The organism is Rhodococcus sp. NPDC060176 (assembly GCF_042728675.1).
Classification (GTDB): Bacteria; Actinomycetota; Actinomycetes; order Mycobacteriales; family Mycobacteriaceae; genus Rhodococcus_F.
Genome location: NZ_JBHWYS010000012.1, coordinates 123,633 through 141,363, shown reverse-complemented (window position 1 = coordinate 141,363; position 17,731 = coordinate 123,633). Strand labels below are relative to the sequence as shown.

9 protein-coding genes and 1 pseudogene are annotated in these 17,731 nt (G+C 57.4%); 6 read left to right on the top strand and 4 right to left on the bottom strand.

Annotated elements, in window-relative coordinates; genetic code table 11:
• Positions 1–1,473: 1,473 nt before the first annotated feature.
• Together istA and istB are read left to right on the top strand one after the other, a co-directional pair.
• Positions 1,474–3,151 (top strand): annotated as a pseudogene (gene istA, locus ACFWEM_RS31885) (IS21 family transposase).
• Entirely contained in the window at positions 3,148–3,954 is an 807-nt protein-coding gene (gene istB / locus ACFWEM_RS31880) for an IS21-like element helper ATPase IstB (protein WP_378539674.1), read from the top strand. Before istA ends, istB begins: the two are co-directional and overlap by 4 nt.
• Before the next feature lie 502 nt (positions 3,955–4,456).
• Here the strand turns inward: istB and ACFWEM_RS31875 are convergent.
• Both ACFWEM_RS31875 and ACFWEM_RS31870 read right to left on the bottom strand, forming a co-directional pair.
• Positions 4,457–7,711: a protein kinase gene (locus ACFWEM_RS31875; RefSeq protein WP_378539673.1), complete on the bottom strand. Its 3,255-nt coding sequence runs from the start codon at positions 7,709–7,711 to the stop codon at positions 4,457–4,459.
• 748 nt (positions 7,712–8,459) lie between these two features.
• Positions 8,460–9,950, bottom strand: coding sequence for an aldehyde dehydrogenase family protein (locus tag ACFWEM_RS31870; RefSeq protein WP_378539677.1), 1,491 nt, complete (start codon positions 9,948–9,950; stop codon positions 8,460–8,462).
• Positions 9,951–10,289: 339 nt separating this feature from the next.
• Between ACFWEM_RS31870 and ACFWEM_RS31865 the strand changes: the two genes are divergently transcribed.
• Positions 10,290–10,958, top strand: a complete 669-nt coding sequence (locus ACFWEM_RS31865) for a GntR family transcriptional regulator (RefSeq protein WP_378539672.1) — start codon at positions 10,290–10,292, stop codon at positions 10,956–10,958.
• A gap of 107 nt (positions 10,959–11,065) precedes the next feature.
• On the opposite strand, the gene ACFWEM_RS31860 is transcribed toward ACFWEM_RS31865, so the two are convergent.
• Both ACFWEM_RS31860 and ACFWEM_RS31855 read right to left on the bottom strand, forming a co-directional pair.
• On the bottom strand, positions 11,066–12,550 hold the full coding sequence (locus ACFWEM_RS31860) for a purine-cytosine permease family protein (RefSeq protein ID WP_378539671.1): 1,485 nt from the start codon (positions 12,548–12,550) through the stop codon (positions 11,066–11,068).
• 421 nt (positions 12,551–12,971) lie between these two features.
• On the bottom strand, positions 12,972–13,769 hold the full coding sequence (locus ACFWEM_RS31855; RefSeq protein WP_378539670.1) for a nitrilase-related carbon-nitrogen hydrolase: 798 nt from the start codon (positions 13,767–13,769) through the stop codon (positions 12,972–12,974).
• A gap of 396 nt (positions 13,770–14,165) precedes the next feature.
• Here ACFWEM_RS31855 and ACFWEM_RS31850 point away from each other — a divergent pair, with 396 nt between their 5' ends.
• Genes ACFWEM_RS31850 through ACFWEM_RS31840 form a run of 3 tightly spaced genes read left to right on the top strand, consistent with a single transcriptional unit; the run spans position 14,166 to position 17,715 of the window.
• Positions 14,166–15,206 carry an ABC transporter permease gene (locus ACFWEM_RS31850; protein WP_378539669.1) on the top strand — a complete coding sequence of 347 codons (1,041 nt, stop codon included), beginning with the start codon at positions 14,166–14,168 and terminating at the stop codon, positions 15,204–15,206.
• Positions 15,203–16,090: an ABC transporter permease gene (locus tag ACFWEM_RS31845; RefSeq protein ID WP_378539668.1), complete on the top strand. Its 888-nt coding sequence runs from the start codon at positions 15,203–15,205 to the stop codon at positions 16,088–16,090. Before ACFWEM_RS31850 ends, ACFWEM_RS31845 begins: the two co-directional genes overlap by 4 nt.
• Positions 16,087–17,715, top strand: a complete 1,629-nt coding sequence (locus ACFWEM_RS31840; RefSeq protein WP_378539667.1) for an ABC transporter ATP-binding protein — start codon at positions 16,087–16,089, stop codon at positions 17,713–17,715. Before ACFWEM_RS31845 ends, ACFWEM_RS31840 begins: the two co-directional genes overlap by 4 nt.
• Positions 17,716–17,731 lie beyond the last annotated feature (16 nt).

Sequence of the window (17,731 nt, the reverse complement as noted above, 5' to 3'; positions counted from 1 at the left end):
CGGACGAGTTCGAGGCCGTCTACTACTCTCAACTATCAATTCTCCAGCCGGAGATGTCGCCAGCATAGGAGCGGCAAAAAACCCGGCACGGTTCAGTCTCGGGCTCTCGAAGATGTGATCCGTGCTGTATCTTCGCCGTTACGCCAGGCTTTCGATCAGCTCATGTAAATCCGACGGTCAGTCGGATAGTGGTTGTCCAAGTGCAACCCATTCCAGCCGCCGAAAGTCACCGGCCTCGACGAACACCTCTCTCGGTTCGAGCGCCGTAATGTCCGAACCGAGACCGCAAGAATCGCGTGCTTGGGATCCTTATGGGTTCGCCGTGCTCAACAGAGCGAAGCACCAACCCGGACTGTCACTATCAACTCGCAGATCACCCGCGGCCCTAATGAAACCTGTAAGTCGACTGTTTCCAATCCACTTACGGGTTTTTGGACGTCTAAATAACAGAGTCAAGGCCGGCCGATCACATAATTTGCGTGGCAGGTAATTTCTCCGGAAATTTCTCACCATACTTGCCGTAGCTATGCCCAATTCGCCTGCGGCCTTGATTATCTGGGCAGTTGCTTCCCCTCTCAACGCGGTGGCGAGGCATCATCATACTCACCGGGGCCCTTCTTGCTGCTCCTCGCCCTGTCGGGTTCGCGGATCGCTCCGAGTGCGCTTCTCGGCTCTTGGACGTTCTGCTCAACCGCCACGGAGGAGGTGGCGCGCAGTGAGCCGCCGTGTCGGGTGGCCGACGCTTGGCCCTCATCCCCGTACTCCGCAGAATACTGGTGCTGCGAAACGCAGGGAAAAACTTGCAATATATCTGCGACGAACTCAACGACGACGGGATCCGCACCCGGCAGGACAAGCGGTGTGCCGGTGAAACAACATTTCCAGACTGCTCAAGACAGCTTTTGCAGACGAGATCTGCCAAGAACTGCGAATGACTGAGGTCGCAAGCTTTCTTGGCGGATGAATGCCTGAGGAAGGCGGTGAGTGCCGAGTCGCGCAGTACGAGGACGGGTGACAGCGGCCCATCTCGGTCAAGCCACTGTCATCGTCTAGGTGAAAGCGGCACTTTACTCACCCGTACCCGGCGCAGATCGTGACAGGCAGATTCCATTGCCGCGCGCAGCCTGCTGTCTCAGCCATGGTCGCCTTCGCGCAACCCGATGGTTGCACGAGGCTGAAGCCAGCGATCGTGGTGCGTCCGGCCATATGACAGCGCCGACCCTACTCGGGTGCTGGTGCGATCAACCCAAATAGAAGCGGAGACATTCGTGGTCGAAGAATCGACGATCGAGTCGAATCTTCCCGGCAGTCAGTGCCCAGCTGTTTATGACAGCTTGATTCGAGACCACTGTGACGGCTTGATCCAGACCCATCTGCGACTCGCCGCAGCGGTGGTGACGGTTTGAGCTGAGCCCACCTCAGTGTTGGTGGCATCTGGTTGTTCAGATGCCAGCAAGCTGGTGGAGGGCAGTGATGGAGACTCGGATGGAGTTGTTTGCTCGTATTCGACGTGATGCCCGGGTCGAGGGTTATTCGATTCGGGAATTAGCCCGCCGGCATCAGGTCGGCCGGGCGACGGTGCGGATGGCGTTGGCGCACGCACAGCCGCCGCCGAGAAAAGTTCCGGTGCGCTGTTCGCCGAAGCTCGATCCGTTCAAGAACGCGATCGACATGATGCTCACCGCTGATATCGATGGACCACGCAAGCAACGTCACACGGCCCGTCGGATCCTCGCCAGACTTGCCGACGAGCATGGAGCGCAGCACCTTTCGTATTCGACGGTGCGAGATTACGTGCGGGTCCGGCGGGCGCAGATCGACGTCGAGGCCGGACGCCGTATCGAAGTGTTCATCCCGCAAGAACACGCTCCCGGAGCCGAAGCGGAAGTCGATTTCGGTGAAGTGTGGGTGATGCTGGCCGGGACGAAAACGAAATGCCACATGTTCACCTTTCGCCTCTCCTACTCGGGAAAAGCTGTGCATCGGGTGTACTCGACGCAAGGGCAGGAAGCGTTCCTCGAAGGACACATCGCCGCGTTCGCCGAGATCGGCGGTGTCCCGACCCCGCCACATCCGCTACGACAATTTGACCAGCGCAGTGCAGAAAGTGATCTACGGGCAATCTCGTGCCCGGGTGGAGAACCAGCGATGGTTGCTCTTCCGCTCGCACTTCGGGTTCGACGCGTTCTACTGCCAACCTGGTGTCTCCGGGGCGCACGAGAAAGGCGGCGTCGAGGGTGAAGTGGGCCGGTTCCGCCGTAATCGGTTGTCTCCGATGCCTGTCGTCGACTCACTCGATGAGCTCAACGAGAAGATCCGTGCCTGGGACACCGCTGACAACAACCGACGTATCAGCGACCGAATCCGGACCGTTGGACAGGACCTCGCAGTAGAGGCACCGCTCCTGCTCCCTGTTCCAGACGAAGAATTCGACCCCGGTCTGTCCTTGACTCCCCGAGTCGATCGGTCAGCGTTGATCACGGTGCGGATGGCGAAATACTCTGTCCCAGCGCGTTTCATCGGCAGGCAAGTGCGAGTATCACTGCGTGCGTCGGAAGTGGTGGTCTTCGACGGACGAACGGTGATCGCTCGTCATCCACGCGTCGTCACTCAAGGCGGCCAAAGCCTCGATCTCGACCACTACCTCGAAGTGCTACGCACCAAACCCGGTGCGCTACCAGGAGCGAGCGCTTTGGCAGCAGCCCGCAGAAATGGAACATTCACTGCGAGCCATGACGCGTTCTGGGCGGCGGCCCGCAAAACCGACGGTGATGCCGGCGGAACTCGCCAACTCATCGACGTTCTGCTCCTGCACCGCACCATGAACGCCGATGACGTGATTGCCGGCATCGAATCGGCCTTGACCGTCGGCGCGGTCACCGCCGACGTCGTTGCGGTCGAAGCCCGCCGGCACTCGTCATCGAGCATCGATACGGGTGGGTCTGGTTCACACCGTCATCTCGTTGCTCGACGGGACGGCCGTGAGCAACGTGTTGTCAGCCTGACTCAACGCCGTCTCGCCGATCCGGCAGCGGTCATCGCAGGTCTACCGGCCGACTCACGGCCACTCCCCAGTGTTGATCGATACGACCAGTTGCTCCGCTTACCTACCCGCGCCACAACACACAGCACCGAAGGAACAGGAACATGAGCCGACCCAGCACATCGATCTCCACCACCCTGCGCCGCCGCGGACTGACAGAAGAAGCCGCCACAGCCGCAATCGATCAAGCCTGCCGGCGACTACGACTTCCCACCATTCGTGCCGTTGTTGCCGAGGCCGCCAGCTCCGCGCACAAAGACCAACTTTCCTACTACGGATTCTTGGCTGAGCTTCTGCTCTCCGAATGCGACGACCGTGACCGAAGAAGCGTCGTACGACGGACCAAGGGAGCGGGGTTTCCTCGCGAAAAGTGGCTCTCCGACTTCGATTTCGATGCCAACTCCAATATCAATCCCGCCACCATCGGCACCCTCGCTACCGGCGACTGGATCCGCAAAGGGCAACCCCTGTGCTTGATCGGGGACTCCGGAACCGGGAAATCGCACCTGCTCATCGGGCTCGGCGCTGCGGCCGCCGAGCATGGTTACCGCGTCAAATACGTCCTCGCCACGCGACTGGTGAACGAGCTCGCCGAAGCCGCTGACGAGAAACAACTCGCCCGCACGATCGCCCGCTACGGCCGCGTGGATCTGCTCTGCATCGACGAGCTCGGTTACATGGAACTCGACAAGCGAGGCGCGGAGCTGCTTTTTCAGGTATTGACCGAACGAGAGGAGAAGAATTCCGTCGCCATCGCCTCCAACGAATCTTTCTCCGGTTGGACGAAAACATTCACCGACCCGCGGCTCTGCGCTGCCATCGTCGACCGGCTCACCTTCGGCGGCAACATCATCGAAACCGGAACCGACTCCTACCGACTCGCGCACACCCGAGCCCAACAATCAGCCTGAGGTGGGACTGGATCAAGCCGCCTTACTGGACCTGAATGGGATTGACATATTCAGCCCAGCTTGCCAACCTCGCTGCAGCAGCGGCGATCCGGACCGCTGTCTACTCCGAGAAGCTCCGAGACCAAGCATCTTTCGGTGAGAACACCACTGACGCGTGGACCCCAGCGCTCTACAGCCTGTCTACCTCCCTCACCTCCTTCACGGAGGAAACCGGTGCCAGCACAGCAGCAGTCGACAAGATGGCGCGGAATCACCATCGGCGCTTTCATAATTGCACGCATCCTCTCCATCGCCACCCATGCCTACATGCACGCACGGGTTTCGCCGGATTCTGGCGCAGATTCGCGCTGCGCCTCGGTCGGGCGGTAGGCCCTGCGTTGCGGTGGTACCTGGCGCTGCTCATTTCGCGGCTGTCAATGTCAGAGGCGCAGGTCACCCAGTTGCGATCCTGACCGTGCAAGGAAGCGCATTCAATTCTTCGCATGCACGAATGAAGAGTTGATCAGTCTCCCTCGTGGATCTGCTGCGTAACCCAAGCCGCGACCTGTGCTCTAGAGGTGAAGCTTAGCTTGGTCAGGATGTGCTCGACGTGACCCTGCGCCGTGCGAGGTGAGATCACGAGGCGCTCCGCGATGGCTCGATTGGTTAATCCATCGGCGATAAGTCCAGCGACTTCTCGCTCCCTCTTGGTCAGTATTGCTGATTTTGTATCCCCTGCCGAAGCGCCCGTGAGTTGTTCGTGGAGGGCGTAGGCGATTGCCGAGGCGAAGCTACTCTGCCTACCCCTACGATATGCCGCCGCATATCTGTCGATCCCCAACTTTCGACGGGATAACTGTTCGCATATCTCATGGTAGGCAATAAGGCTGGAATGAATTACTGCTGCGCTACCTACCGAATGTGCCACGCTCTCCGCTGCCCCGAGGAGAACAGCGGCGCGTTGTGCATTGTGTTGTTCGCACTCGATCCAGGCCATCGCCTCGATTGACTTGGCGGCGATGCGTGGGCTGCGAACTTGTCTAGACAACCTCAACGACTCCAGTAGCAATTGAACCGCTCGTTCGCTGTCGCCCTGCTGCCAGACTGCGATGCCCAGAGCCCACAACGCATGAGATCGATATACCTTCTCGCCATGTGTTGCGGTGATGGTGAGGACATGTTCGTAACACTTGATCGCTTGATCTCTGCGGTCGGACAGCCCATAGACCAAACCCAATTGGTAAAGAACGCTTGTCTCGAGGGTCCGTTCTCCTCGTTTACTAAATTGCGCAAGAGCAGCTTCCAAGCGAGAAGAGGCGCGCGGGAGGTCTCCGGAGTATAGGGCGAGCATTCCGTCAGCACAGTCGACGTAGGCACCCATCATGAGGTCATCAGTCCCAGCCGTTAGCCTGCGGGCCTCGTCCAGAAGCGTTGCGCTGGCGTGGAGGTCACCTTGAATGCCCGCCATCACGCTGGCGCAGTAGAGCGACTTAACCCACTCCGAAGTGGGCGGGCCGCTCTGCACGGCGAGTAGCTGGTCGAACCAACTTCGTCCCTCGTTATAGAGACCTTGAGAGCTCCAGAACCAGCGGAGCGCAGATGCGATACGAAGACCAGCGACGACATCATCGTTGATGCTGAACTCAAGGGCCTCCCGCAGATTTGATTGTTCTCGTTTCAAGCGGTCTATCGTCTCGATCTGATCAGCACTGATCCAGTCGACTTCCGCATCTTGAGCCAAGGCGAGGTACCAGTCGCGGTGGCGTCGCTGCAATGCGACACCACCGCCGCTTCGCTCTAGTTTCTCATGACCGTAGTCACGAAGAGTTTCGAGCATCCGCAGCCGAACCACGGCCCCGTGCTCTTCCCTGATAAGGATCGACTTCTCTACCAGAGCCATCAGAGTATCGAGTAGCTCCTCCGGAGTAAGGTCGGTTCCACATACGTACTCGATCGCATCTAGCTCGAAGCTCCCCGCGAAGATTGACATGCGGCACCACACCAATTGTTCTCTGGCGGTGCAAAGATCGTAACTCCAATCGATACACGATCGGAGGGTTTGCTGCCGTGTCGGTGCGCCTCGGCTACCGCGACTGAGTAGTGCGTAGCGCCCGTTGAGTCGTCGTAGTATCTGCTCTGGTGACATCGCGCGTAATCGCGCCGCGGCCAACTCTATTGGTAGCGGCAAGCCGTCGAGATGAAGGCAAATTGCAGCTACCGCCAGTGCGTTCTCCTCCGTGAGTGCAAACCCGGGGACTGCGGCCGCTCCTCGTTCAGTGAACAGGGACACCGCGTCATACTTGGGCATCTGGCGCAACGAACTCTCTCGTTTGAGGTCAGGGACGGCAAGCGGAGGGACTCTTAGTACCGTCTCGCCCTCGATCGCCAAGGGTTCACGACTTGTAGCCAAAATTCGCAGAACTCCACACGCTCGCAACAAGAACTCTGCAAGCTCCGCCACAGCGCTTACCATGTGCTCGCAGTTGTCGATGACAAATAACAACTCCCTCGTCGCAAGGTGCTCGATAAGAATATCGCGCACAGGCCTCGTCGAGTGGTCCTGAATTCCGACAGCCGACGCTACCGCCTCGATCAATGTCGATTTGTCGCGTAGTCCACCTAACTCGATCAGTCGAACTCCGTCGATGTACTTGTGTTGGACGCTTTCAGCCACACGCATCGCTAGACGGGTCTTACCTACACCTCCGATGCCCGTCAGAGTGACCAGCCGGCCCCCTGCTAGCAAGTTTTTCGCCTTGGCGAGCTCCTGTCGGCGACCGACGAAGCTAGTGAGCTCCAATGGAAGTGGACACGCCATGCTATGCCCAGATGAGCGAGTTGAGTTGAAGTTTCTCAGCTCAGGTGAGTGTTGCGCCTCCGTGTCCGTCCCGCCGTTAAGTTCTGTGTCCAGAGACATCTCGTCGACTGGGAAGTTGTATTTCCTTTGTAAATTGCGCAATTCCTCGCCGAATTCCGCTGCGGTGGCAGGACGCAGACTATTGTCCTGTGATATTGCACGGGCGACCGTTGCTGAAACGTCGACAGGAATTCGGTACTCGCGAAAACCGTACGTTGGTTGCCCACTGCTTGGCATAGGCCGGTTGGAAATCTGAGCCCCGCTATCGCCAGTGAGGAGACTGAACAGGGTGGCGCCGAGTCCGTAGATGTCGGCAGCCGGGGTTGGTAAGTTGCCGCCGAGCACTTCGGGCGCGGTGAAGGCTGATGACTCTGTGGTGGTGCCGAGGGGGTCCAACCGGTCAGTGATCTGTGCGCTGCCGAAGTCTGCCAACTGCGGCTCCCCGCTTGCGGTAAGAAAGATGTTCGAGGGTTTGACATCACCATGCAAGATTCCGACACGGTGCGCTGCTTCAACTGCGCCGGCCAGTTTCACTCCTACCCGGAGGACCTGATCCAGGGGGAGGGGACCATCGTTCCGGATTTGAGCATCAAGGTTGGCTTGCAAATCGCAATGGGTCACAAAATACGGAAGGTCACTGCAGACGGTACCGACGTGCAGAATGCTGATGATGTTCGGGTGTTCCGTCAGCTGCCTGATCGCATTCTGTTCTCGGAAGAACTCGGTACGGTCTTGTTTGGCAAGATGGCCGCGAAGCACTTTCACATACACCCGGCGAGCTCGGTTCGATTCAGCGCATCTGTAAATCTCGGCGAAGTCGTCACTGCCGACTATCTCGGCATCGAGAAAGCCTGCGCCTGCTAGATCCATCACCACTGACGGAGGACACCCATGAGTGTCGAGCGAACGACCCTCACCCATTGGATAACCTCACCTATCGGACAATCAGCCCATCTAGTCCATCCGTGACACGGGTCACCCTGGATAGACCAGTCGGCAGAAGTGCGACCACCGATCGCATGTCTGGATGCTGCGTTATTCAAGGATAGCGCCGAACGCAGTTCGATGCGATATTCTCCGATAACTAGCGTGATCGATGTCTCTCGGCCGGACCACACCGGCCGGGAGACATCGCAGGCCGCCATGACCGAGTACCGAGCGCACCGCGTGACCGAGCAAGGCGATGGGCAACGCGTGTCCAAGTCGTGAGTAAAGCACTTGAAGGTTCCGCTCGGTAATAGTCACATAGACGGCTTTGCATAATGGCCACGACGGCGTTAACAGATGCCGACGAACGCAATTGCTACTTAAATGACCAGTCTGCGCCGTAGCTAAGAATCTTAAGTTCCTCTCATTGTTGAGAAGCTCTATCCTCTGGGGGAGACTGTCGATCTACCAAAGAGCATCTCAGCGATGTAGTAATCCTCGGTTGCGATTTGCTTCGGCAAGACTAACCGCACCACTTTGGAGAACTATCTTGTTGCAACCGGCGAGCATGGTACGGCGGATCCCGGGATCTCCGATGCCGGTTTCAGTTGTACATGCGACACAATCGGAACCGGCATCACTATTGGGTCCGTGAGACTTCCTTCGCGTTTTTGTTCTCAATTTCTAGCAGTGAGACCGTTTGAAATCGATTGATACGCTGTCCCGTCCGGTGAGTATTCATTCACGACATCAGGCCATCAACACGTCTGGGCAATTGCCATGGATTCGACATTTGTAGTGCAGGCGGGAGAGCGGCCTCCGGTACGTTTTGGTATGTCGTCGGCCGGACGAACCGAGAGAGCGCTGCGGAACCTACAGACGTCGATTTGGGGTTTGACGTGGCAGGCCACGGGCCGCCGTGGTGTTGGGACCAACCCGGCGCGACGCCAGTCGTCCATCCATTGACTACGACCCTTCCAGCAATCCGGCTGAGCTGATCGACCAGACGAATCATTGATTCGTCCTCGTCGCCGTGGCTATGAACGGCGGCAGCTAGGCCACCTGGGAGACGTCTGAGCACAGCGTCGAGTTCGGTTTGATCTCGGTACTCGCACACCAAGGCAACCGGTCCGAAGCACTCTTCGAAGAATCGGGACTGGCTGACCATTGCTTCGACAGGCACTCGCAGTAGCGCGGGACCGGCCCCGAACCCGCTTTTCGGCGGGTCGGTGCTTGCCAGAACTTCAGCGCCGCGATCGATGAATGCCTTTATACCGTCGGCGAAATGACTGGCTATGTCTTCAGTGAGGAGCCAGCCTGAAGATACGCATCGGTGGAATGCTTCGATCAGAAGCGTTGGTATATCGGACTGCTGGGGCACCAGGAGGATTCCCGGTTTCGTGCACACTTGCCCCATTCCGCCGGTGAAAGACTCTACAAACCCTTCGGCGATTTCGCTACCGCGTGAAACTGCAGCCGAAGGTGTTATCACGACGGTATTTACGGTCCCCATCTCAGCGAAAACGGGGATTACCTGATCACGACTATTCGCCAGCTGCCACAATGCCATACCGCCCCTCTGCGATCCTGTGAAAGCCACCGCGGCGGTCAAGGTATGGCTAACTAATTGTTCCCCTGCAGTGAAACCGGACACTAAGTTGAACACCCCCTCCGGGGCACCCTCACGGGTTAGCGCGGCTAGGGCGATTTCGGCTAATGCTGTACTGAGTCGAGGATGAGCGGGATGAGCTTTCACCACTACCGGGCAACCTACCGCCAACGCTGACGCAGTGTCGTGCCCGACGACCCCGAAACCGAATGGAAAATTGCTCGCCCCGAACACAGCCACAGGACCCAATGGCTGATTGATACGCCTCAGGTCAGGTTTTGCCCCGTTTCCGCGATCGATCGTCGCCCCTAGCCAGGAACCCTCACTGGCTGCGGCGCCATAGAACCGCAATGCCTCTGCGGTCCTGAACAATTCGCCATGTAAGCGATCGAGTCCTAAGGCCGTTTCCGTATCAGCCAGCTCGACCAGTTCATTGGCGTGTGCCTCGATTGCCGATGCGATTGACCGCAGCCACGACGCCCGGTGATCGGGATGTTGCCTGGCCATGCTGTCGAGGCTGCGCGTCGCTGCCCGCAATGCCCAGTCGACGCCGCAGTTGTCAGTTGGTTCCATTGCGGCTACCGATCGCCCTGTCCGCGGATTGAATGACCGCGACTGCGCCATATAAGTCACGCCGCCTCCTTCGCTTAACGTGCCCAGTAAACTACGCGCAAACGCGCCGTCGCTCGGCAACCAGAATGTTTGTCAGGCGCGACAGGGCCTCGAAGAGGATGCCTCAGGGGTCAGCGCCGGAGCAGTGATCTTAATCGTATATGATTTGACGGTTTGTGCAACTGCTTCGCTTCGAACACCATCACGTGCACGTGCGCATGATCCAGCAAGCTGTCAAGGTTGAAATTTCGGTGGGCGGTCGTCGCCATCCGTGTCTGGACCCCATTGAGTCAACAGGATGACACTTCACGCCGAAGTCAGCTCGTCTGACGCTTCCTATATCTTTAGGACATGTCCGCCGCACGCATGTCTAAACAAGAACGCGTATACGTTGAGCTTCGCAAACGGATTCGCGAGGGCGCATACGGACCTGGCCACCGTATTGTCATAGATGCTCTGGCGTCCGAAATGGGAGTCAGTGCGATCCCTGTGCGCGAGGCGGTACGCAGACTCGAAGCTGAAGGCCTCGTGCTATTCCGCCCAAATGCTGGCGCGCAAGTCGCACCTGTGGACCCAGTCGCTTACCACCAGGACTTGACTGTGCTCGCGGTTTTGGAAGGATACGCAACAGTGCTCGCATCTCAACACATTACAGAGTCAGATATCGACTGTCTGAGCGCTAGTACCGATCAGATGCAGGAGGCGATGGAGCACCTCGACCCGTTGAGTTTCAGCCGCCACAACCAGCAGTTCCACAGTATCATCTACGACCGGTGTCCCAATGCGGAATTGGTAACAGCGATCCGCGAGATTGTACGTAGGTTGGACGCTATTCGGCGCACTGTTTTCCTCCAGATTCCCACCCGAGGCTTAGCTTCCATTGAAGAGCATCGGCACTTGATTGAATTATTGCGTCGACGTGCGCCAGCCTACGAAATCGAGACTGCGGCTCGGTCGCACAAACTTGCTACCGTCGATTCATTTGACAAATGGCGAAACGACCCGGGCCGGAATATTTGACTCACCTGCGGGAGGTGTTCGGCAACCACAATGCAGCCTGTCTTGCCCTTCGTGTCAGGCCGCGACAGTTGGAAAGAGATTGGACGAACCTTCTATTATGCGTCCTATTATGCGTCTGAGACCCGTGGATCGTTCGTCTCGACGTTGGCGATGAGCCCTTCGGCGGCGACGATCGATCGTTCAGCCTTGAGATCGAGAGACCGTGCCAGAATGAGGTAGACGACAGCGGATACCGGCAAGCCTAAAAGAATCGAGTAGTCTACCGATCCCAATCGGCTTGCTGCGAACCCGACGAAGGGAGTGGTTACCATGAACGGAATCATTGCGATGATACCCACCGCATAGGCGGTAGTCCCACGCCATCCCCACATACCGTAAATACCTGTGGGACGGAACAACTCACGAATCGAGTATTGCCCGCGCCTCACCCAGAAGTAGTCGACTAGGTTGATCGCGGTCCAGGGAATGAAGGCATAGGTCAAGAATACGATGGCGTTGGAGTAGAAAGAATTGAATCGCTCGATGCCGATGAATTGTGATGCTGTCCACACGATGATGAACATCGCAGCCAGTGTGAAAGCTCGGATGCGTCGAGATGATTCGACAGGTCGGAACGAGTCGACAATGGATATCATGCTCATACTGCCGCCATATTGGTTCAGCACCATCACCGAGAAAAGACCCATGACCAGACCTGCTACGCAGATCCAGGACAATATCGGGCCCAATGACTGTGTGGCGGACACCAGTGCCTGCACCGGGTCGACATTGGGCGCAACGGATCCGATGACGACTCCGATGCCAAGGACCCATACCCCCGAAATCGCGCTCGGCCAAAATGTCCAATTGAACGTGGGGAGAATGCCCGTAGAAGCTGGCAAGTAGCGCGAGTAGTCTGAAACATAAGGTGCCCAAGCGATCTGGTAGCCCGCCATTATGATGAAAACTGACATGAAGGGAGCTAGGCGAAATGGTGTCGGGGACAACAATGACCATGACATGTTCACGTTGGATAGGCAGGCAACGGTAATCAGCACCATGACGATAATCATCGGCACAGTGAGCCAAGCGTTCACCTTGTGAATCCATCGGTAGCCGTAAAGGGCGACAACTGTTGATATTGCGGCGACGACTGGATAGCCGATGTTGGCGGGGAGATGGACGAGTTCCTGCAGTGCCGCGCCGGAAAGCAACGCATCGCTGGTGTTGTAAGCGATGTAATTGATCAACGCGGCGACCCACACGGTAATCGCTGCGCCACGAAACCCGAACTGTGCGCGGGATTGCACCAGCTGTGGCAGCCCGAGATGAGGGCCTTGAGCACTGTGAAATGCCATGAAGAATGTTCCGAATAAGATCCCTAAGACTGCGGCGACCGACGTCCAAAACAAACCTGCGCCGAAGGTGAACGCTGTGACCCCGGTCGCCATTGAGGTCAGGTTGACGTTCCCGACGAACCAAATGCCACCTAGGCTGGAGACCTTTCCGTGACGCTCGCTGTTGGGAATCCAATCTATCGATCTACGCTCGATGCCGGTATTTCCGGCCTCGACATGTGCGTTGAGGCCGGTAGGTGATTCACTATCCAACACAAGAAACTCCTTACGATGTTGAGGGGTGAAAGTCTTTGTGCGCCTGCGACAGGAATTGATCGTCTGGTGAAGGGGTCAATAAACGACTTCAATTAAGCAAGAAATCTTGATAGGGTGACGGTTCTCGGAAACGTGGCGATGCCACTAGTCTGCGTGTCTGCGTGGACGTCTTCTCGGAGCGTGCACTCAGGCGCTGACTATAGCCGGAAGACACCGATTGCTGTGGGCGGGCGGCCTCGATTCGTCTGTTGGAGAAGGCACATCCAGAGAATCGCTCAAGGCATAGAAGCGGCGGCCAGAGACTTGGAATTTTCATGATCGTTTCGTAATGCGCGCCACTTTGCATCGTTCAGACCTACGATCTAGTCGACCAAGATACCTGGGCGGTAGACCATTTCGGACTCATTGGAATGTGATCGTCTCAATACAAGTCAAGCCGGCGGTCGGCCAACGCATCCGCAAAATTGGTTAAAGACTTATCATGCGTCGTGCTGAGGTCGATGTCTGCCACAGCCATGCCGACCGAGGCACCGACCGAAGCGACAATCCACCCTTCAGGGTTAATGATTGAAGTGCCTGTAGTCCACAGTTGACCCCGTTCAGTACCAGTACGATCGCATACTGCAACGGCGATCTTGTTAGTGCGTGCCACTGACATGGCCGTTATCAGCTCGCCAGGGTGCTCGGCCTCGGGACGCGGCGCAAGTGGCCAGTTGACAGGCGCAATAATTATTTCGGCCCCCCTAACTGCGACGGACCGGCTGACTTCTGCGAATTCTAAATCGTAGCAAACCATAATGGCGAGTCGACCGTGCTCCGTAACCGTAACGGTCGGAAGAGAAGACCCTGGCGTAAAGATAAGCTTTTCTCGGTCCCAGAGATGGGTCTTGCGGTAAATCGTGCGCAGGCCCGTCGAATCCAGTAGTGCAGCGCTGTTGAAAAGCGAACCGTCGTCGCCAAGTTCGCAAAAGCCAACGACTGCAACGGAATCGCCGAGTACCGCCGCCCACTGATCGAATACCTTGGAGTTCGTGGTGAGAGCAGTCGACTGCGCTTCAGCGCGGTCCTCAAGCATGTATCCGGAGGTTGCCAGTTCGGGAAGCACCACGATATCGGCGCCCGCACCGGTGGCGGCGCTTAACTGGGTTGTAATCGCGTCGACATTTGCCGCAAGGTCCCCAACTGTCGGGTGGGTTTGGCAGCATGCAATACGAGTCACTCGTTGACCGCCAATCCGACCTGAGGGCAGGAGGGAACGAATCTGCCTGGAGTGCAGACTCGTTCACACCATCTGTCCCTGGTGGAGTGGGTGGTTTGCCGCTTCATTCGGTTCTCGTTTCGTCAGAAGGGTACGTGCCTGGATGACCGATGATGTTAGACCGGTCACATATTTATGTCAAAATATGCTCTTTTTTCAGTCAAAGTCGAGGTGAACGCCGGTTGAGACAGGGGTGTTCAGTCGGAAAAACGTCCTTCACAAGGGGTATTGCGGAATCTGGGCAGGTGGGTGTAATAATTGTCATCATGACGCATATAACGTGCATCACTTTCAGGACTTGCAGGTTGATCACGCCATGGTTGGGATCAGTGCTGGTGAGTTCGCCGGGAGTTGCGAATGAGTAGCGTGGCTACCGCGCCGACGGCACCCCCTGTGCCACGCACGCCGCGCGGTAGGCGGGGATTGATCCATCCATTGGCTTGGATGGTACTGCGGCGCCTTGGAATAGGGATGCTGACACTGTGGGCGGCGTCAGTCTTGGTGTTTATGGGTACGGTCATACTTCCAGGAAGTCCGGCCACGGCGGTGCTCGGTAGGCAGGCATCACCTGAAGCGGTGGCAGCGATCGAGCACACCCTTGGTTACGACAAGCCTCTGCTCGTGCAATATGGAACGTGGCTATTCAATGTCGTACGCGGTGACTTCGGATTCTCTGCGGTGGCAGCCGCACAGGGTCAAACCACGGCGGTAAGCGAGCTCATCGCCACGCCACTGTTCAACACGTTTTGTCTGGCGGCCGCCACGGTGGCACTTCTTCTGCCCTTGTCCATGTTTCTCGGGGTTCTTGCCGGCGTACGCGCTAATCGTTGGCAGGATCATCTGGTTTCGACTGCGAGCTTGATTGCAGTGTCTTTGCCCGAATTCGTTGTCGGGGCGATTCTCGTCGCAGTTTTTTTCGTCGGGTTGGATGTGTTTCCACCGCTGTCGTTGTTGCCTCCCGGCGAATCTCCGTTGCTTAACCCCACGTTACTTGCCTTGCCAGTGCTGACGCTGTTGCTCACCTCAGTGGGATGGACCGTGCGCCTGTTGCGAGCGGGCACCATCGAGGTACTTAAGGCTGACTACGTCCAGATGGCGCGGCTCAACGGAATCCGGGAACGTCGCATTCTTCGTCGCTACGTATTGCGCAATGCTTTGGCACCAAGTGTGCAAATCTTCGCACTCAGTATCCAATATTTGTTCGGCGGAGTGATCGTTGCTGAGGCGGTGTTCCAGTATCCGGGAATAGGAACCCAGATTGTCAACGCGGTCAATTCGCACGACAACACGCAGGTGCAAGCGATTGCGTTGATTCTCGCCGCCATCTACATCCTGATCAACATCGCGGCTGACCTTGCGGTCGTATTGTTGGTGCCGAAACTGAGGACAGAAGCATGAGACGAATACTCTCCTTCGCTCGAACCCGTCGTGGACAAATTGGTCTGGGGCTGGTCCTTGTAGTAGTCGGTGTGGCAGTTTTTGGTCCGCTGACGGCACCCTATGACCCCGTCGCTATCGTTGGAGTGCCCGGCGCACCCCCAGGTAATGGATATACGCTAGGTACGGATTATCTTGGGCATGATCTGCTGAGTCGACTGCTCAACGGTGGGTGGAGCGTTCTATGGTTGTCGGTTGCGACGACATTGCTTGCCTACATCGCGGGAGTGAGCATCGGACTGTTCGCGGGTTATTCACGAAACTTTCTCGACCCGATACTGATGCGCACTGTCGATGTTGTCCTCGCCTTCCCTCCGTTGCTCTTCTTTCTCATCGCAGCTACCAGTGTGGGGACAGGCGAGATGACCTTGGTAGTTGGCGTGGCAATCGTCCTCGCGCCCGGTGTCGCACGCATCGTTTACACCGCGACTCGTGAAGTCAGCGTTCGCGCCTATGTCGAGGCGGCTGTTGCGAGAGGCGAGCGATCTATATCGATTTTGCGTCGAGAGGTACTGCCGAATATTGCTACCCCGATCATCACCAATTTCGGACTGACACTTACCGTGTCGATTCTCATGGTCGCCTCGGTTAACTTTCTCAATCTCGGGTTGCAGGCTCCCGCTTCCAATTGGGCCTTGATGATTTCCGAGAACCGTCCCATATTGTCCTTGAATGTTTTGTCGATCATCGCGCCAGCGGTAATGCTGTCCATGTTGACCATTGGTGTGAATCTGATCGGTGATGCGATCTCTGAGGCGCTTGGTCGAAGCGGCGAAAGGATCGGTTCAGTTTTGGAGCTCGCCGCATCCGAAACGATCACTGTGCGAACGGATTCGGTCAAATGACTTCACTCGACACTGCGCCGCTCTTGACGGTGCGAGATCTCATCATTGAGTCCAATGCTGGCAGGATCATCATCCCCGGCGTCTCCTTTGACCTGCATCGCGGCGAGACTCTTGGCCTGGTGGGTGAGTCTGGATCTGGTAAGACCACGACTGCACTGGCGCTGATGGGGTATGCCCGGCCAGGCATGTCTATCGTCTCCGGATCGGTTTCGATCGCTGGTCAGAACGTGCCACTCAACGATGAGTACGCTGCGCGCAACATCCGGGGCCGGATGATTTCGCACGTCCCACAGGATCCTGGGACCAATCTGAACCCATCGCTGCGTATTTCTGGCAACATCACCGATGTTCTGCGTCAACACGGACGCTCAGCCGGTGACGAAGATGTGCTGCAGGCATTGCGGCGTGTCGATTTACCGACCGAAAACAACTTCGCGAGCCGATTCCCACACCAGTTGTCCGGTGGTCAACAGCAGCGAGTCCTGATCACCAATTCCCTGGCGTGCCAACCGCCGCTTGTTGTGCTCGACGAACCTACGACAGGTTTGGACGTCGTCACCCAGGCGAAGGTGCTCGATGAGATCCAACGACTGCGCCGCGAAGAAGAAATCGCGATGATCTATGTGTCACATGATTTGGCGGTTGTCTCACAGATCTGCGACAGAATCGCGGTTATGTACCACGGTCGAATACTTGAGATCGGTTCTGCCGCGCAGGTATTAGGTGATCCTCAACATGAGTACACCCGAAGGTTGGTCGCCGCAACTCCTGACCACCGTCGACCGCGGAAAGCGGACCGCACAGTCACCCGAAATCGACCCGTCCTCTCCGTCGACCATCTGCGCGCGGTGCACAAAAGTCGAAGCGGAACCTATGTTGCAGCACAAGATATTTCGTTCGACGTTCATAGGGGCGAATGCGTTGCGTTGGTGGGTGAGTCCGGATCCGGAAAGACGACGATTGCCCGTACCATTGCGGGTTTGCATGCCTCGACTGCCGGACGGATCACGCTCAACGGTGCAGTGTTGCCGACCACTGCGGCCAAGCGGACTCGTGAACAGCGCCAACGGGTACAGATCGTCTTCCAGAACCCATACGAGTCGCTCAATCCCCGACAATCCATCGTGTCGGAGGTATCGCGGCCCGCCGTGATGCTGCACGGGCTGACCTCCGCGGATGCCCGTAAGGAGACTCTTACTCTGCTCGATCAGGTGCGGTTGCCGGCCCGGGTGGCGGACAAGCTGCCCACCGAATTGTCCGGCGGGGAACGTCAACGAGTAGCGATCGCCCGGGCCTTGGCGGCCAGGCCCGACGTGCTGATCTGTGACGAGATCACATCGGCTCTCGACGTATCAGTTCAGGCCGCGGTCAACGACCTGTTGAATGAGCTGCGTACGACTTTGGGGCTCGCGTTGGTGTTCATCACGCACAGTCTCGGGGTAGTTGCCACAATCGCTGATCGTGTGCTTGTCTTGGAAAGCGGTAACTTGTGCGAAAGTGGTTATGTCGAAGATGTTTTCGCGAACCCCACAAGCGACCGAACTGCCTCAATGCTCAAGGCCGCGCCAACGCTAGCCTTCGTCGGCAGCGCTCGCAGTCATGACGGCTTCGACGTTGCGCAGTGAGTTGTTCGAAAACTCA